This window comes from Streptomyces sp. NPDC091281 (assembly GCF_044757425.1).
Taxonomy (GTDB): domain Bacteria; phylum Actinomycetota; class Actinomycetes; order Streptomycetales; family Streptomycetaceae; genus Streptomyces.
Genome location: NZ_JBIVUY010000017.1, coordinates 87,164 through 101,257, shown reverse-complemented (window position 1 = coordinate 101,257; position 14,094 = coordinate 87,164). Strand labels below are relative to the sequence as shown.

General features: G+C 68.7%; 24 protein-coding genes. 22 read left to right on the top strand and 2 right to left on the bottom strand.

Features of this window, described 5'->3' with window-relative positions:
* Positions 1 to 10: 10 nt before the first annotated feature.
* The 19 genes from ACIQPQ_RS34525 to ACIQPQ_RS34435 all read left to right on the top strand — a co-directional run bounded on the left by ACIQPQ_RS34525 (position 11) and on the right by ACIQPQ_RS34435 (position 8,548).
* Positions 11 to 214 carry a hypothetical protein gene (locus ACIQPQ_RS34525; RefSeq protein WP_401312065.1) on the top strand — a complete coding sequence of 68 codons (204 nt, stop codon included), beginning with the start codon at positions 11 to 13 and terminating at the stop codon, positions 212 to 214.
* A complete protein-coding gene (locus ACIQPQ_RS34520; RefSeq protein WP_401312062.1) occupies positions 211 to 837 on the top strand; it encodes a hypothetical protein in 627 nt (208 codons plus the stop codon). The genes ACIQPQ_RS34525 and ACIQPQ_RS34520 overlap by 4 nt, the downstream gene beginning before the upstream one ends.
* Complete coding sequence (locus ACIQPQ_RS34515; protein ID WP_401312060.1) at positions 834 to 1,412, top strand: hypothetical protein; 579 nt, start codon at positions 834 to 836, stop codon at positions 1,410 to 1,412. Before ACIQPQ_RS34520 ends, ACIQPQ_RS34515 begins: the two co-directional genes overlap by 4 nt.
* Positions 1,396 to 1,647 (top strand): hypothetical protein, encoded by a 252-nt coding sequence (locus ACIQPQ_RS34510; RefSeq protein ID WP_401312058.1) that lies wholly within the window; start codon positions 1,396 to 1,398, stop codon positions 1,645 to 1,647. The genes ACIQPQ_RS34515 and ACIQPQ_RS34510 overlap by 17 nt, the downstream gene beginning before the upstream one ends.
* Positions 1,647 to 2,561, top strand: coding sequence for a hypothetical protein (locus tag ACIQPQ_RS34505; RefSeq protein WP_401312055.1), 915 nt, complete (start codon positions 1,647 to 1,649; stop codon positions 2,559 to 2,561). Before ACIQPQ_RS34510 ends, ACIQPQ_RS34505 begins: the two co-directional genes overlap by 1 nt.
* A complete protein-coding gene (locus tag ACIQPQ_RS34500; RefSeq protein ID WP_401312052.1) occupies positions 2,558 to 3,175 on the top strand; it encodes a hypothetical protein in 618 nt (205 codons plus the stop codon). The genes ACIQPQ_RS34505 and ACIQPQ_RS34500 overlap by 4 nt, the downstream gene beginning before the upstream one ends.
* Positions 3,175 to 3,387 (top strand): hypothetical protein, encoded by a 213-nt coding sequence (locus ACIQPQ_RS34495; protein ID WP_401312049.1) that lies wholly within the window; start codon positions 3,175 to 3,177, stop codon positions 3,385 to 3,387. The genes ACIQPQ_RS34500 and ACIQPQ_RS34495 overlap by 1 nt, the downstream gene beginning before the upstream one ends.
* 2 nt (positions 3,388 to 3,389) lie before the next feature.
* Positions 3,390 to 3,800: an HTH domain-containing protein gene (locus ACIQPQ_RS34490; RefSeq protein WP_401312046.1), complete on the top strand. Its 411-nt coding sequence runs from the start codon at positions 3,390 to 3,392 to the stop codon at positions 3,798 to 3,800.
* Positions 3,797 to 4,225: a hypothetical protein gene (locus ACIQPQ_RS34485; RefSeq protein WP_401312043.1), complete on the top strand. Its 429-nt coding sequence runs from the start codon at positions 3,797 to 3,799 to the stop codon at positions 4,223 to 4,225. Before ACIQPQ_RS34490 ends, ACIQPQ_RS34485 begins: the two co-directional genes overlap by 4 nt.
* Complete coding sequence (locus ACIQPQ_RS34480; RefSeq protein WP_401312042.1) at positions 4,222 to 4,575, top strand: DUF6085 family protein; 354 nt, start codon at positions 4,222 to 4,224, stop codon at positions 4,573 to 4,575. Before ACIQPQ_RS34485 ends, ACIQPQ_RS34480 begins: the two co-directional genes overlap by 4 nt.
* A 126-nt stretch (positions 4,576 to 4,701) precedes the next feature.
* A complete protein-coding gene (locus ACIQPQ_RS34475) occupies positions 4,702 to 5,166 on the top strand; it encodes a hypothetical protein (protein ID WP_401312039.1) in 465 nt (154 codons plus the stop codon).
* A 329-nt stretch (positions 5,167 to 5,495) separates the two neighbouring features.
* Positions 5,496 to 5,693: a hypothetical protein gene (locus ACIQPQ_RS34470; RefSeq protein WP_401312037.1), complete on the top strand. Its 198-nt coding sequence runs from the start codon at positions 5,496 to 5,498 to the stop codon at positions 5,691 to 5,693.
* 1 nt (position 5,694) lies between these two features.
* Positions 5,695 to 5,907, top strand: a complete 213-nt coding sequence (locus ACIQPQ_RS34465; RefSeq protein WP_401312035.1) for a hypothetical protein — start codon at positions 5,695 to 5,697, stop codon at positions 5,905 to 5,907.
* Positions 5,904 to 6,332 carry a hypothetical protein gene (locus ACIQPQ_RS34460; RefSeq protein ID WP_401312032.1) on the top strand — a complete coding sequence of 143 codons (429 nt, stop codon included), beginning with the start codon at positions 5,904 to 5,906 and terminating at the stop codon, positions 6,330 to 6,332. Before ACIQPQ_RS34465 ends, ACIQPQ_RS34460 begins: the two co-directional genes overlap by 4 nt.
* Positions 6,333 to 6,472: 140 nt before the next feature.
* Complete coding sequence (locus ACIQPQ_RS34455) at positions 6,473 to 6,631, top strand: hypothetical protein (RefSeq protein ID WP_401312030.1); 159 nt, start codon at positions 6,473 to 6,475, stop codon at positions 6,629 to 6,631.
* Positions 6,632 to 6,651: 20 nt separating this feature from the next.
* Complete coding sequence (locus tag ACIQPQ_RS34450) at positions 6,652 to 6,927, top strand: hypothetical protein (RefSeq protein ID WP_401312027.1); 276 nt, start codon at positions 6,652 to 6,654, stop codon at positions 6,925 to 6,927.
* Entirely contained in the window at positions 6,924 to 7,469 is a 546-nt protein-coding gene (locus tag ACIQPQ_RS34445) for a hypothetical protein (protein ID WP_401312025.1), read from the top strand. The genes ACIQPQ_RS34450 and ACIQPQ_RS34445 overlap by 4 nt, the downstream gene beginning before the upstream one ends.
* A gap of 162 nt (positions 7,470 to 7,631) precedes the next feature.
* Positions 7,632 to 8,015, top strand: coding sequence for a hypothetical protein (locus ACIQPQ_RS34440; RefSeq protein ID WP_401312022.1), 384 nt, complete (start codon positions 7,632 to 7,634; stop codon positions 8,013 to 8,015).
* 122 nt (positions 8,016 to 8,137) lie between these two features.
* The gene (locus ACIQPQ_RS34435) at positions 8,138 to 8,548 is read left to right on the top strand and encodes a helix-turn-helix transcriptional regulator (RefSeq protein WP_401312019.1); all 411 of its coding nucleotides are present in this window, start codon (positions 8,138 to 8,140) and stop codon (positions 8,546 to 8,548) included.
* Positions 8,549 to 10,376: 1,828 nt separating this feature from the next.
* Here ACIQPQ_RS34435 and ACIQPQ_RS34430 read toward each other — a convergent pair.
* Together ACIQPQ_RS34430 and ACIQPQ_RS34425 are read right to left on the bottom strand one after the other, a co-directional pair.
* Entirely contained in the window at positions 10,377 to 10,598 is a 222-nt protein-coding gene (locus ACIQPQ_RS34430) for a hypothetical protein (protein ID WP_401312017.1), read from the bottom strand.
* A 116-nt stretch (positions 10,599 to 10,714) separates the two neighbouring features.
* Complete coding sequence (locus ACIQPQ_RS34425; RefSeq protein ID WP_401312014.1) at positions 10,715 to 10,921, bottom strand: hypothetical protein; 207 nt, start codon at positions 10,919 to 10,921, stop codon at positions 10,715 to 10,717.
* 145 nt (positions 10,922 to 11,066) lie between these two features.
* On the opposite strand from ACIQPQ_RS34425, the gene ACIQPQ_RS34420 reads away from it, so the two are divergent.
* The 3 genes from ACIQPQ_RS34420 (at position 11,067) to ACIQPQ_RS34410 (ending at position 13,675) form a co-directional block, all read left to right on the top strand.
* On the top strand, positions 11,067 to 11,222 hold the full coding sequence (locus ACIQPQ_RS34420) for a hypothetical protein (protein ID WP_401312012.1): 156 nt from the start codon (positions 11,067 to 11,069) through the stop codon (positions 11,220 to 11,222).
* 134 nt (positions 11,223 to 11,356) lie between these two features.
* The gene (locus ACIQPQ_RS34415; RefSeq protein WP_401312010.1) at positions 11,357 to 12,370 is read left to right on the top strand and encodes a hypothetical protein; all 1,014 of its coding nucleotides are present in this window, start codon (positions 11,357 to 11,359) and stop codon (positions 12,368 to 12,370) included.
* Positions 12,371 to 13,348: 978 nt separating this feature from the next.
* The gene (locus tag ACIQPQ_RS34410) at positions 13,349 to 13,675 is read left to right on the top strand and encodes an HNH endonuclease (protein ID WP_401312008.1); all 327 of its coding nucleotides are present in this window, start codon (positions 13,349 to 13,351) and stop codon (positions 13,673 to 13,675) included.
* Positions 13,676 to 14,094: the final 419 nt, after the last annotated feature.

Below are 14,094 nucleotides of genomic sequence, written 5' to 3'. Positions count from 1 at the left end.
GCGCGCCGCTATGGCAGCCGCGCAGTCGTCCGCCGCGAAGTGGCGCCGCCGCCGCTTCAACGACAACCGGGAGCCGGCCGCCGCCGCCCGCCCGATGACGCTCAGCACGTACGACGACCGCCGCTGCTGGTGCTTGAAGCCCCTCGGTCACGACTGGCCCGGCAAGGACGACGGTGCACCCCACCCCCGAGACACTCAGGAAGACCTCCGATGACCCATCCGACCACCCCGGTCCCGATACCGGAGAACCTGGACGAGCAGACCGGACCCGTCCTGCCGACCGGTCCGGTGCACGTCCGGCCCGAGGGCTTCCGCGAGTTCAGCGAGCAGGCCACGCTCCTGCGCGACACGCTGACCGCCGCCGACGTCGACCTCGGCGCGTACGAGTCCCTGATCATCGACTGGCTGTCCCGCTGGGAGTGGGCCACCGTCGCGGTCATCGCCTCGTGGGTGACCCGCGCCGCCACGGCGCGTACCCCACTGCCTGCGGACGCGCTACCCAGCCCGTTCCACGCGACCCCCGCCGAGGTCGACCAGTACCTCCAGCAGGTCCTGGCCGAGGACACCTACCTGCGCTACCAGCAGGCCATCGGCGGCCAGGCCGAGGCCGTGCGCGACCTCCGCGAGCGCGTCGACGGCGCCGACATCCCCGGCAGCTCCGTGACGACCGACTACGTGAAGGGCCAGCCCGACGGTGCCGACTACGTGAACCCGGCCAAGGGCGGCGACCTCTACCCGACGCAGCTCCAGTGCTCCCAGCACGACGGCTTCGCCCCGTGCCGCGGCGCGCCGCGCTGCACCTCCCCGGGGGCGACGCAGGACGGCGAGGAGTCGTGACCGCTGCCAGGCCTCTGCTGCTTCTCGATGTGGACGGCCCGCTGAATCCCTTCGCCGCGCCGCCGCACCGCCGCCCGGTCGGATATCAGACGCATCGGATGAAGCCGGACGGCTGGATCGCCCAGCACGCTGGGACACCTGAGCACCGGATCAAGCCTCTGAGGGTCTGGCTCAACCCGGCTCACGGCGCCGCGCTCCTCACCTTGCCCTTCGACCTGGTCTGGGCGACGACGTGGGAGCACGACGCCAACGAGTGGATCGGCTGGCGTATCGGCCTGCCCCGCGAGCAGAACCTGCCCGTCATCGAGTTCGAGGACCAGACCGTACTTCGCCCGGACGGCACGTACGTGAAGACCTGGACGGTCGTCCAGTGGGCCAGGGGCCGCCCGTTCGCCTGGGTCGACGACCAGGTCGACGACATCGACCGCCAGTACGTCGCCCGGCACCACGACGGGCCCGCGCTCCTGCACTGGATCGACCCCGCCCGCGGCCTGACCGACGACGACTTTGCCCTGCTCGGCGACTGGGCGGCTGGGCTCACCTCGAAGGAGAACACCGATGCCGACCGGCCCTGAGCACTACCGGACCGCCGAACTGCTGCTGCGCGAAGTCCGCGACGGCCACCAGGAGGGCTCCGACGTGGCCGCCATCCTCGCCGCTGCGGAAGCCCACGCCACGCTCGCCCTCGCCGCGGCGACCGCGCTGAACGACAACTCCCACGACGAGGGCGGTATGCCCCTCGCCGACTACCACGCCTGGCAGGAGGCCGCCGGGGTCTACACGCCTCGACGTAAGAGCGGTGACACCTGATGCCCCGACAGGCCTACATCGAGCGCGCCTTCAGCCCGGCGAGCATGGCCCTGATCACGCAGGCTGACCAGATCTGCCGGGCGTACGCCGACCAGGGCTTCGACTTGACCCTGCGGCAGCTCTACTACCAGTTCGTCGCGCGGGACCTGATTCCCAACAAGCAGTCCGAGTACAAGCGCCTCGGGTCCGTCGTCAGCGATGCCCGACTCGCCGGTCTGCTCGACTGGGACTACATCGTCGACCGCACCCGGAACCTGCGTAGCCTGCCGCACTGGCACAGCCCCCACTCGATCATCCGGTCTGCCGCGTCCAGCTACCGCACCGAGCGCTGGGCGGACCAGCCTCACCGCGTCGAGGTCTGGATCGAGAAGGACGCCCTCGTCGGCGTGATCGCCGGGGTCTGCGAGCGCAACGACGTGGACTACTTCTCCTGCCGCGGCTACACCTCCCAGTCCGAACTGCGAGGCGCAGCACAGCGGATGATCGAGTACCAGCAGGCCAGGCAGCAGCCGATCATCATCCACCTGGGTGACCACGATCCGTCGGGAGTGGACATGACCAGGGACATCGAAGAGCGCATGCGCCTCTTCGAGGCCAACGTGACCGTCCGCCGCATCGCCCTGAACATGAGCCAGGTCCGCGAGTACGCCCCGCCTCCCAACCCCGCCAAACTCACCGACTCCCGTGCCGGGGCGTACGTCCGCGAGCACGGCCGGAGCAGCTGGGAACTGGACGCCCTGGAGCCCGCCCTCCTCGACCAGCTGATCCAGGACGAGATCGAATCGTGGCTGGACGCGGACCTCTGGGAACAGGCGACCCGAGTCATGGACCAGGACCGCGTGCTCCTACGAGGCGCGGCGTACCGCTGGTCGGAGGTCGCCACGCTGCTCGGGCAGAACGGAGAAGCACGGTGACCGGCGCCCTGCCGCCCGAGCGGGAGCACCAGATCCGCGCCTCCGTCCCGACCGGATACGAGCCTCCCTGGACGGTCGAGCCCGCCGATGACGGCACGTGGCGAGTGCTGTACGCGACCGACCACCCCGAGGCCGGGCTTGTCGCGACCCTCCCGGACTACGGCCTCGCCCTGGCCGACTTCACCGCCGCCGCCCGCGCGGCCGTCCCCGAGCTACTCGCCGAGATCGACCGGCTCCGCGCCGACCCGCTGGTCGTATCCCGGTACGACGTCGCCATCGAGCCCGCCCTGGAGGAGGAACCCGTCCTCATGGTGGGCGCCGTCGCCGAGGAAGGAAGGCCTGTGGCCCTGCTCTTCGATCCGGAGGCGCGCGACAGGATCGCGGGCTGGCTGTCTCCGGGCGACTCCACGACCGACTTCTTCAGGGCCCGCCGAACGTACCGGCGCGGCCGGTGGCAGTTCCAGTGCCTCGCCGTCGCCCACGCCCCGTGGGACGGACAGATCCGGGCCGTCGGCTACCTCTCCCACCCGACCGCCGGCGGAAGCGTGACCGGATTCGGCATCGAGGACTGGGCCCACGGGACGTGGCACGAGACCACCGACGGAGGTTCCTGATGGCCATCGGCTACGCCCACACCCTCTTCTGCGACCGGCGCGGCTGTCGCGCCAAGCAGACCGTCGAGGGCACCCACAACGCCGACCACGCACGCCACCTGGCGCACCACCGCGACGGCTGGCGCAGCGACAGCGCAGGCGACTGGTGCCCCGCCGAGAAGACGGCGCACGACACGGCGCACGCCACCACGACACCTGGAGCCAGACAGTGAACATGCCCGCGCCACTCACCATCGCCGCTCGACGCGCCATGGTCGAGCAACTGCGCCGCCAGGAGCCCGGCATCAGCGCCCGCAAGATCGGTGCTCGGCTCGGTGTCGGCAAGGACACCGTCCTCCGGGACATCGACGAGATCGAGACGGAGCAGCGCCAGCTCGCCGCCGCGGCGGCGGCCGCCGCACAGAAGGCCGCGCCGTCCGCGCCGGAGGAGGTGCGACAGGGCGACACCCTCGTGCTCCACCTCGACGAGCCGCTGCGTCAGGCGCTCGCCACCCTGCGCGCCACCCGCAACGGCCCCGACACCCCGTCCGCCAACACCGCGGCGGCGCGCGGCGCCATCCGGGCCATGGCTGACATCCTCATCGAAGCCCAGCAGGCCAACCAGATAGCGGAGGCTCGGCCTTGAGCGCCCGACCCGAATCTCGGGCCGCCGCCGACTGGTGGGCGGCGAAACTCTCCGTCCCCGCCCGCCACGACACCGGCGCCGCCGGGTCGGACGCACTCGCCGACACCGTCTCCGCCCTCGTGCGGCGGCAGCGGACCCAGGCCCAGATCGCGGCCTTCCGGGACGCCCTCGTCGACGAGATCGAGAAGCACGTCGCCAAGTACGACTGGCGGCCGGACGACCCGGACTTCGGCTCGTACATGCGCTCGATCCTCGTCGACTACGGTCCGGACGCCGTGCTCGCGGACGCCGCTACCCGCGCAGGCTTCGAGCTGCGGATGCTCGACCTCCCGATGAAGACCGTCATGTGGATCAACCCGGGGATCGTCAAGGTCGCCGAGGGCTACCGCTCGAAGCCCGTCGTGATCTGGAGGGCCGACCGGTGACCGGGCACCTGCCGGTCGCCGGGAACTGCCCGATGGGCTGCGGCGAGACCCTCCAGAGGCAGGCCGCCGTCGGGACCCTCATCTGCACTGCGGCCGCGTGCCCCCGCCCGGACGCCGTCGCCCATATCCTCCGCGAACGCGAGATCGAGCACATCGTCCAGTTCGACGCGGACGGCTTCACGATCCGCCACCCGCTGCGGGAACGCCTCGACGACGCCCTGATGCAGTGCGAGTTGCACCGCCACTGCGCCCGCCGGTGGGGGCCGCCCGACGACGGTGCCGGACGGTTCCGGGCCATCCGTCGTGGTCCTGGGAACTGGGTGTTCCAACGCGTCGGAGGCGAATCGTGAACTACCGCTCCTACCCGGACATCGCCTCCTCCAGCCGGACACGGCGCCAGACGACAACACCCCGCTCCGCGCACCGGTACCTCGTAAGCATCAAGAAGCACTGTTCGAAGTGGAGTTGATAGACCCATGAGCCCGCCTCTCCCACACGATCCGTACATCCAGGCCGTCGTCGACGCTCTCACCGCCGCAGGGCTGGAGCCGTCCGAGGCGTACACCTCGGACAGTGAACTGGACAGGTACCGCGATGACGACCTGTTCGGCATCGCCTGCATGCTCGACGCCTATCTCGCCTGGACCGACGACCACCCCGCCGTCGACACCAGGAGGCACCCGTACGGCATCGCGCTGATCTGGGACCACCCAGCCGAGCACTGGCAGTGGGCCGCCCGTAAGCACAACGGCCACCTGGTCCAGGACCCAGAGTTCCTGCCCAAACTCGGCCGGTACTCGGACCCCGCCGCAGTGGTCACTACCGTGCGGGCGCTCCTGACTGGCGAGCCGCTCCCCGAAGGACACGCCCCCTACTGGCATCCCGCCGATGGCGTCCGCAGCGCCGTCGACGCATGGGCAGAAGCCGAGACAGCCGGATGACCGCGCCCCTCCAGGTCCGTCCCGCGTCCTTCCCGCCGGTCGGCTTCAGCACCATCCCTTCCGGCCGTGCCTGGAGCGCAGTGTGCCGACCGTGCGGCAGCGGCATGGTGCCCCTGCTCGTCGCCCGCTCGGCGGTTCTCGACCGTGCAGGCTGGGAGGCGTGCATGGCCGCCGCGCGCTCTCACATCTCCCAGCACGAGACCGGAGGCCGACTGTGACCGCGCCTCCCGTCGTCGACCCCGATGCCGGTGTCGTACGCCAGTGCGCCGACCTGTGCGACACCTGCATCTACCGGCCCGGCAACCTGGCCCATCTGGCACCGGGCCGCCTTGAGCAGCTCACCCCAGGCCGCCATCGATGCCGAAGGGCACATCGTCTGCCACAACACGATCGGCACCCCGGCGCCGGCGATCTGCGCCGGGTACGCGCGCCACCCCGTCGGCGCGACACGCTCCCTCGCGCTCCGGCTTGTCAGGTCCGGCGTCGTCGCCCTCGGCCTCGTCATCCCGCCGGCGAAGGGGCGATGAGGTGACCGCGCCGGACGACCCCCGGTTCGAGTGGATCGACGTGAGTGACCTCGGCGGGCCAGTGACGTGGATGCGCGGCGCCTGCCGTCATCGCAGGCCGGTCGAGTTCCGCAGTGTCGTCGACGACGAGCTGCTCGCCCACCTGTGCCTCGACTGCGACGAGCAGCTCGACGTCACTCCGAAGCCCGTGCTGTCACCGATCGGAGAACCGTGACCACCGAACCCAACGCCCCCGACGAGCAGATCGAGCGCCGCGCCCGGTACGCCGCGACGATCCGCAACGAGGTCCTGCTTCGGCTCGGACCCAACGCGATCACGCTGGCCGAGCAGGGCCGTCCTGTCCGCATGAATCTCAGCGAGGCAGCAGCAGCCGCCGACGCCGTCGCAAGGCTCATCGACGCCGAGCAGGCCGACCTCCGATCGAGCTTGGCAGCCGCCCAGACCGAGCGCGAGCTGCTGCTCCGCTCGGTCAACGCCCATGAGGAATTCCATGCCGCAGTCGCCGGCCTGCTCGGGCGGTGGACCACCGCAGGCCCGCCGCCCCTCGGAACGTCGGTCGCGCGCTGGTGGGACTCGCGACTCGTCGAACTCGGCGAGGTCCTGGCCGTGCCGGACGATATGCCGGCGGACCACCGGTGAGGACACCCGTCCGGGAGCCGTACCCGCCGGACGGCGACCTGCACTGCCGAGCCCGGACCTGGCCGTCTGAGCCGCCCTGTCCGAACCTCGCCGATTGGCACATCGCATGGCTTCTCGCTCCGCGCGGCCACTTCAGCCTGGTGTGCGAGCCGCACCGGACCCTACTGGCGGGCGCCTACGACTACGTCGACCTGCATCCCGCCGAGATCATGTGCGCCATGCCGGGCTTCGGCTGGCTGACCGAGCCGAGCCAGCCCAGCCGCTGCGTGATCGTGACGACCGACCTCGAACGACGCTGACCTACCCGAAGGAGAGGACGATGCCCCACGAGTCCGCCTACCGCGATACCCGCCGCACGACCGTCAGGAATGACCGCACCCCCGCGGTCCCGGAAGCTGACGACAGCTCCGGCCCGAGCCCGGTCCAGGTCCGGCTCATGGGTGCCGACATCGCCGTACGCCAGCTGGTCGCCGCTCTCCAGGAGGCGGCACACTGCGGCCCTGCCTCGTACCGTCCCATGCGAGGAAGCGACGGTACCCGCGCCTACCTGGACATCGTCATGCCCCCGGCTCGTCACCCTGGAGCGCCGTCGTGAGCGGCGCGCGAGAATTCGTCGACCGGACGCTGGACGCCTACCTCCGGAGTCGAGGGCTGGCGGGGGCGGCGTACCACCAGGACCCCTCGTACCGGGCTCATGTCGAATGGCTGCGCGGCGTCCTCGCCGCTCTCCACACCGCGATGGAGGACGAAGGCGTCCATCCGGCCGCCCGGGACCGTATCGTCCACCGGGTCCTGTACGAGGCGGGTCCGGGCGAGCAGGACGCCGCGGCGCGCCTGGCGGAGCGCGAACGGCGGTTGGCCTCGATCCTGCTCTCCACGACCGCTGTTGATGTTCAGCAATCCCGAGGAGCCGACGTCATGACCATGGAACCCGTCCACGTCCGTGTCCTGCTGCTGGTGGGCGATATGGCCGAGATCGTGGCCGACGTCCCGCCCGAGGAGCGCGCGGCCCCGGAGCGCTACCGCGCCGCCGACATCGCCGTGGCGGTCGGCGTCCCCCTCGACCGGCTGCCCGGTAAGCAGCTGTCCGCCGAGGTGGGACGAGACGGCCGACTGTCGGGGTGGAAGCTACGCTGAGCAGCGAGAACGGCCCCGGCTGACGTGCGGAACCGGGGCCGATTCTGCGCGCACGAGTGTTGTAAATCGAAGCGTCAAGGAGGATGATAGAGGCATAAGGGAATGAGGGGCCGCAATCCCCAAATCCCTGACCAACCATCACGAAAAGAAGGGACGGACATCATGTCCGACGAGTTCGAGCGGGAGACCCAGAACCTCGGCGTCACTCTCCTCGCCGTCTACGCCCTGCTGCGCCGGGTCTGCACCCTCCTGCCCATCCCGATCACCCTTCCCGACTTCGAGGACGGTGTCCTCCACGGCCAGGAGATGACCGATGCCGCCGCCCGCGTCGTCGAGCTGGTCGAGGATGAGCCCCTCGACGAAGAACTCCAGGCCGGGGTCTGGGGAGCCGCCCTCCACTGGCTCGGCGCAGCGCACCTCTTCACCCGCTACACCGTGACCCACGAGAAGGTCGTAGCCCTGGAGATCCGCCTCATCATCGTGACCGCCCACGACGCCCTGCACGAAGTGGAAGACGCACTCCTGCGGGGCCGTACCGGCGACTGACCACACAGGGGCCCCGGCAACCACCGGGGCCCTCCCCGCGGACCGGCAGGGGCCGGGTCGAAACCCACGGGCGCGAACGCCCGGCGCAATACCCCTGCCGGTCACCAACCATCCATGAAGGGATGGACACCACCATGGTAGAAGCCCCCGACGGCGAGACCTACGCCGAGATCGCCGCCCGCCACGGCCGCGCCGAGAGCACAGTCCGCAACCACTGGGCCCGCCACCCCGCCTGGCCCCCGTCGAACGGCAAGAAGGGCCGACGCCTCACCTTCGACCCCGCGCTCGTCGACCAGGCCGTCGCCGAGCACATCGAGCGCCCCCGTGCCGAGCTGGAACCCCGCCGCCTCTACACCGCCGCCGAGATCGAGAACCTCACCGGCGTCACGTCGGCCACCATCCGCGCCGACCGCGCGCGGGACCGCTGGCCCGCCCCTGATGACGAGTCCGACCGAGCGCACCGCTGGTACGGCGCCACGGTCAACCAGTCCCTCGCCGGGCGTCGCGCCTACCGCCGAAGCGCGCAGCAGTGAAGGGGCCCTACCTCGTCACTCAACTCAACATATGCCTTTGGCAAATGCTCACTGACTTAGTGTGACGCTTTGGCGCAGGCATGATTGGAAGAACTTTGGTAGCCCTGACAATCACGCTGACAATTAATGGGTCATGATTTTGTGCGCGAAAAGTGGTGCGCGACTGCACTTTGGGCGCTAATCTCGTGTCACATCGAGCGCACCCATAGGTGCGCTTGAGTGGGTAGTCACTATGGCGACCCGCAGAAGAGAAGAGCGGCCGGGGGCCGACAGTGCCGACCCTCGACCGCAGTGACGGGTGGTCAGTCGGGCTACGGCTTCGTTGCGATGTACAGCTCAAGGAGCAGCTGTAGTAGCGCCACTACAAACGCGCAGAAGGCCCAGTCCGGCTGATCATCATCAAGCATGGGTCATCACCCCCTTCCTGTTCTCATGGAAGGTGAATGACGCCTGTTGCCGTCATGGGTGAACCTAGGGTGACTGGGCCGCCGCTTGTGCCCCAAGATCTAGAATTGCCCAATACCGGCCGCTGCGATCAATCAGAGTTTCGAAATTGACCGCTCTTGTTTCTCAAGTGGCATTTTCATGGCATGTGCGCGGCGAAATGCCCTAGAAATTCGGGGATGGCCAGAGGGGCGTACACCGGCCTGTTCGGGCGAAGCGTCTCGGCACGTACTCCCGGACCGCGAGTACGCCTGAGGCCTCGGAAGACGTCGGCCCCGTGGGCGTCGGAACGGCGGGGGCGGGCGCAGGAGTACGCAGGATGGTGGGGGAGTTGCTATCCTCCGCAGCGCCGGGTGGTGTCAATTGTCACCACTCTGGCGGCTCGCGGCGCCCCGGGTGGTGTCAACTGTCACTGCACGGAGCGGCGCGACCAGGAGCCTCGCCTTCCCTGTCACTCGACCGGACAGGACCCCGAAGGCGAGACTCCCAGCGGTGCTGCGTGGGCCCTTGCTGATGGTCTCAGCTGGGGCCCACGCGTATCAGGATCACAACTTCCACAGCACCACGACCACCGTGATCAGGTCACAGGTCGCGGACAACCTCTCCGAGGAGAGCTGTGGTCGTACGTGGTCCTGCCACCGATCCCTCAGCCATCGGAACGGCTTCAAGATCGGCTCCTTTCCGGCCCGGAGGCCTTCCAGGGCGGGATGGCGTCCCGCACCGCAGAGGCCCGCGTCTCGTGCCTCTACGTAACAGGCGCGAGGCGACCGACCCCTGAGACTCGGCAAGATACCGCCTGCCCGGTCGAATCTACGAACCAGACTGGGCAGTTGATCCAGCCATGTGCCAGACAGATGAAACACCGCAGGTCAGAAGCGTCAACCAGGTAGACCGTTGAACCAGCGGTATTCACACCCACATCGAGACAACGGGTCACAGCGCCCGCCGGTTACATGCGAGACCTCACCGGAAGGACGTGAGACCGGTACCCGATGCGAGTCCAATCGATTCCGCTTCGGCGCCGCCCAGCCCGCTGGGGCGGACTCGCCGAAGTAGGCAGAGCAGGGCCACACCCTCAGACCCAGGCGTGAGCACCGAGCGGAGACCGCCGGACAACTCGAAGGTCGTCTTCGCCGCCATCGCCTTCCGCTCGTCGGCGTACGCTGACCACGCCGCGCGCGAGACCAGCACGCCCAGGTCGAAGGTCTCCGACTCCGCGCACAGGATTCCCGTCAGGGGAGACGCCAAGGGGAGGGAGCCGGAACACCCGGCAAGGCCGCCACAAGCCTGAAGAGTGGCCCCTGTCTCCCCACTTCGTGAGAGGCGGTCCGTAGCGCCGTGGTGCTGCGGACCGCTCGCCGGGCAGGCCCGTCGCGCGAGGTACTCAGGCTTCCCAGACGTCCGGGCCGCCGCCGCGCCACTCGATCAGCCCCTGCTCCCCGCCCGCCACGACGTCAAGTTCGTCCCAGCCCTCCAGCCCGGCCCGCTCCAGGAAGACGGCCAGGTCGTGCAGTGAGAAGGCGGTACCCAGGATCTCGCCGTCCGCCCGTACGCGGCGGCCACCGCTCGCGGAGGGCGGGTGGACGACAACGCGCAGAGTGGCCATGGCGTCAGCCTCCCGCCCGTTCCGCGCCCCGGCGACTCGTACACCCCCAGACGAGTGCACGACCCGAGAAAGTCCCCCGCGCAGGCCTCCGCCGCGCGAGGGGCTGACGCTCTCACCTACCGCGGCGTGGCGATGTCGCCGGCGTAGTGCAGCTGCACGCCCGGCTCGAAGCCCTCCTGCTCGATCAGGGGATCGGGAGTGTTCACCTTGTACCGGCAGTGCACCCCCACGGTGGTCGGGTGGGGGAGCTGGATCTCGCCCACGTCCTCGGTCAATGTGCCCGTCGAGCCCTGGTGGGGGCCACTCATCACGTAGAACCGCATGACGCACACTGTGCACCCTGGGTCCATCGGTCCGCGAATGAAACGCATCCTTGCAGGTCAGGGCAACCTCTATGACGGTGGCGGCCGTTGTCAGACCCCCGTGTCATGCTGACGGCCAATGCCCGGAGGAGGGAGGTGAGTAGAGATGTCGAAGCAGCAGAAGGCCGTCCTGGTGATGATCGCCGCCGTGGTGGGCCAGGTCGCGCTGAGCAAGGTTGCCAAGCAGCAGGCCACCGTGCTCGGCCTGCCGGCCGTCGCCGTCAGCGTGGCCGCCGTCGCCATCGGCGCCGCAGTCGGCTGAGCGGCACGGCGCCGCGGCACGGGTGCGAGATGCCGCGGCGCCCCGCCCACCGAACTGCTCGCTGGATATGAAGATGCGCTGGAGCCCGGCGAACCGCCACAATCGCAACACCATTAAATATTTCGGGAGTTACCGTGGCAGCCAGCCTGACTCCGGACGTCGTGCAGCGCCTCGCCTACGTCCGCTACCTGTACCGCGAGGGCATCGAGCAGAGTCGACAACCCGCCCCGCTCCGCTCCCGCGCCATCACGTCTTTCCACGACGCCGTCGAGAACTACCTCGGCACCATCGTCCAGCACCTGAAGATCGACGTCGCGAAGGCCCCGGACTTCATCGCCTACTGGGCCCTCATCAGGCCGAAGTTCGAGCTGCCGAAGAAGGACCCGATGAAGCGTCTCAACGACGCTCGCGTGGCGCTCAAGCACAACGGCACCTTCCCGTCAGAACACCAGATCGAGCAGGCCCGCCACACCCTGGACGACTTCTTCACCACGGTCACCCCGAAGATCTTCGGGGTCGACTTCGACTCCATCGACATGGTCGATCTGCTCACCCAGCCCGACGTCGCGCGCCTTCTGCGCGAGGCGCAGACCCATGCCGACGTCGGCGACTACTCGATGGCGGCGGCAGGGCTGTCGATGGCTCTAGACGCGCTGCTCACCCACTACTCCGGTCGCAACACGGGAACGAGGTGGAGGCCATTCGCCTTCGGCCGGACCTTGAGCTGGAGCGACAGCCCAAAGCTCGATGGTCGTGAAGCTCCGCGGAACGGACGGCTGGCGAGACTGAGCGAGATTGCCGAAGCGACCCAGGAAGCAATGAGGGCCACCAGTCTTGGCATCGACTATCCGAGCCTGGCGCGGTTCAGGATCATCATGCCGTCGGTGCAGGGGTACTACAGCGGACCCCCGCGGTACGTGGAGGCGAAGACGCACGCCCTGCTCACGGCGGATGACTACGACTGGGCGCGGCACTTCGTCATTGAGTCCGCCCTGAGGGCGAGTCGTGCCGACGGCATCGAGGACCTGCAACGGGCTCAGCGCGAGGTGAACGCGGATGGGGGAGAGGCGTTTCCGGAACGCTCTTGGACGGGGCCGCTGGAGCCCGCCGAGCCTGAAGAGGCCTCGGTGCTTGAAACGGAACTCTGACATGAGCCCCACCGCCGCACGGGTAGGCGCGGCGGTCTCGCCCTGCACACTGGCCACGTGAACACCCCACTGGGCAGTGATGGCCGACCCTTGGTCGCGACCGACATGGCGGCTTACTCCATGGGCCTCAGCCCCAAGCGGTTCCGCGACTGGGCGCGCCACCGCGGCGTCACACCGGCAGGCTCCCGCCCCAACCCCAACCGGGGACAGGCTCTCGCGCTGTGGGATCTGGCCGACATTGGCGAGGCCCTGAGTCTCGCCACCCCACCACCTGAACTGTCAGGGCCTCTGATCAGGTAGTCCTTGACAGAAGATCAGTACGCGCTCATTCTGTGAGACGGTGGCAGCGCTGTCGGCAAGGTCTCCAGGCCCCTCACGCCACAGCGCAACGCTGAGCACCGGCCAAGACGATTACGGACGCTGATGTTCAGGACCTCTCGGGCCTCCTGCAATGTCCAACCCCATGCGATCTGTACCGATCTCGTGGCGAATTGCTGCCTGGAGTTCAGAGAGGGCTCCCTCCATGCGGACGCGTGCCTGAAGGCGCTCAGCTTCGTACTCGTCCCCAGACCGGATCGTGGTCCAGAAGTGGACCTGGAAGAGCCGGTTGAAGCTGCGGTTCACCATTCGGCTGCCGTAGATGTTGGCCCGCGTACCGAGTCGGGCTCTCTCCATAGGGGCAAGTCTGAGGTCCGTGAAGGGGGAGCTGACTTCTGGGCTGCGGGCCGCAAGCAGTTGATGCTCGAACCACTGCTGCTCTGCGTAAGCCTCCGTGAGGAGGTCTACGTACAGCTGGGCTCTGACCTCGCGAAGCCATCTCACCTGCTCCTGCCGTAGCGTGAAGCGGAAGGCCAACCACGGGACCCAAACCGCAACCACTCCGGCGGAGAGGGCGGCGCTGAGGGCGATCCAGTCACTAGGTTCCATGGATCGTGATCGTACGGATAGCCGGGCGCTAGGTGGCTTTGAAAGGGCGGCATGCACCAGCTCACCGAGCAGGAGATCGCCCGCCGGACCCGGCAGGCCCGCAGCGGTCGCCCCTGGCTGCGCCTCCAGGACCAGGTCTTCGCCGAGGAGACCCACTGCTGGATCTGCCACCGCTATGTCGACCAGGTCCTGCCCGGACGCACCCACCCGATGGCACGCACCGTCGATCACGTCCGCCCGCTCTGGCTCGGCGGGGAACCGCTCGACCGGGGCAACTGCCGACTCGCTCACCGGCGCTGCAACACCGCCCGGAACAACCGGCTCCGCGCCGCGCAGCGCCCCCGCCCCCACCACACCGTCCCGGCATCAGCCCTCTGACCACCGCCTCGCCCGACCACCGTGCTACACCCCGGGATCAACCTGACCACCGGTCTGACCTGCACGAATTGCAGGTGATCAAGCCGACCTGTCCAGGGCGCGGAGCGCCCCGCAGGGTGGATCATGCCCCTGAACTGGGCAAACGCCCAAGTTGATCAATGCGGTTTCAAGATCATCTTTTTTTGATCTTGGGGTGGCTGACCCCGCGCCCAACTCAAAAAAATATCCCCCCGCAACGATGGCCAGGGGTCTCTCAGGGCGGTGATCTTCGTGGAGGCGCCTCCCGGACTGGGGGAGCGGGGCCGACGGATGTGGGGGGAGTCCCTCGCGATCTGGTCTCTGACTCCGGCGCATCAGGTGCTGCTGGAGGAGGCTTGTCGGATCGCTGACCGGCTCGACCTTCTGAACACCATGTTGCG

Coding starts and splice junctions, on each gene's coding strand:
- ACIQPQ_RS34525 (WP_401312065.1), top strand. CDS start 11: ATGGCAGCCGCGCAGTCGTCCGCCGCGAAGTGGCGCCGCCGCCGCTTC.
- ACIQPQ_RS34520 (WP_401312062.1), top strand. CDS start 211: ATGACCCATCCGACCACCCCGGTCCCGATACCGGAGAACCTGGACGAG.
- ACIQPQ_RS34510 (WP_401312058.1), top strand. CDS start 1,396: ATGCCGACCGGCCCTGAGCACTACCGGACCGCCGAACTGCTGCTGCGC.
- ACIQPQ_RS34505 (WP_401312055.1), top strand. CDS start 1,647: ATGCCCCGACAGGCCTACATCGAGCGCGCCTTCAGCCCGGCGAGCATG.
- ACIQPQ_RS34495 (WP_401312049.1), top strand. CDS start 3,175: ATGGCCATCGGCTACGCCCACACCCTCTTCTGCGACCGGCGCGGCTGT.
- ACIQPQ_RS34490 (WP_401312046.1), top strand. CDS start 3,390: ATGCCCGCGCCACTCACCATCGCCGCTCGACGCGCCATGGTCGAGCAA.
- ACIQPQ_RS34475 (WP_401312039.1), top strand. CDS start 4,702: ATGAGCCCGCCTCTCCCACACGATCCGTACATCCAGGCCGTCGTCGAC.
- ACIQPQ_RS34450 (WP_401312027.1), top strand. CDS start 6,652: ATGCCCCACGAGTCCGCCTACCGCGATACCCGCCGCACGACCGTCAGG.
- ACIQPQ_RS34440 (WP_401312022.1), top strand. CDS start 7,632: ATGTCCGACGAGTTCGAGCGGGAGACCCAGAACCTCGGCGTCACTCTC.
- ACIQPQ_RS34435 (WP_401312019.1), top strand. CDS start 8,138: ATGGACACCACCATGGTAGAAGCCCCCGACGGCGAGACCTACGCCGAG.
- ACIQPQ_RS34430 (WP_401312017.1), bottom strand. CDS start 10,598: ATGGCCACTCTGCGCGTTGTCGTCCACCCGCCCTCCGCGAGCGGTGGC.
- ACIQPQ_RS34425 (WP_401312014.1), bottom strand. CDS start 10,921: ATGCGGTTCTACGTGATGAGTGGCCCCCACCAGGGCTCGACGGGCACA.
- ACIQPQ_RS34420 (WP_401312012.1), top strand. CDS start 11,067: ATGTCGAAGCAGCAGAAGGCCGTCCTGGTGATGATCGCCGCCGTGGTG.
- ACIQPQ_RS34410 (WP_401312008.1), top strand. CDS start 13,349: ATGCACCAGCTCACCGAGCAGGAGATCGCCCGCCGGACCCGGCAGGCC.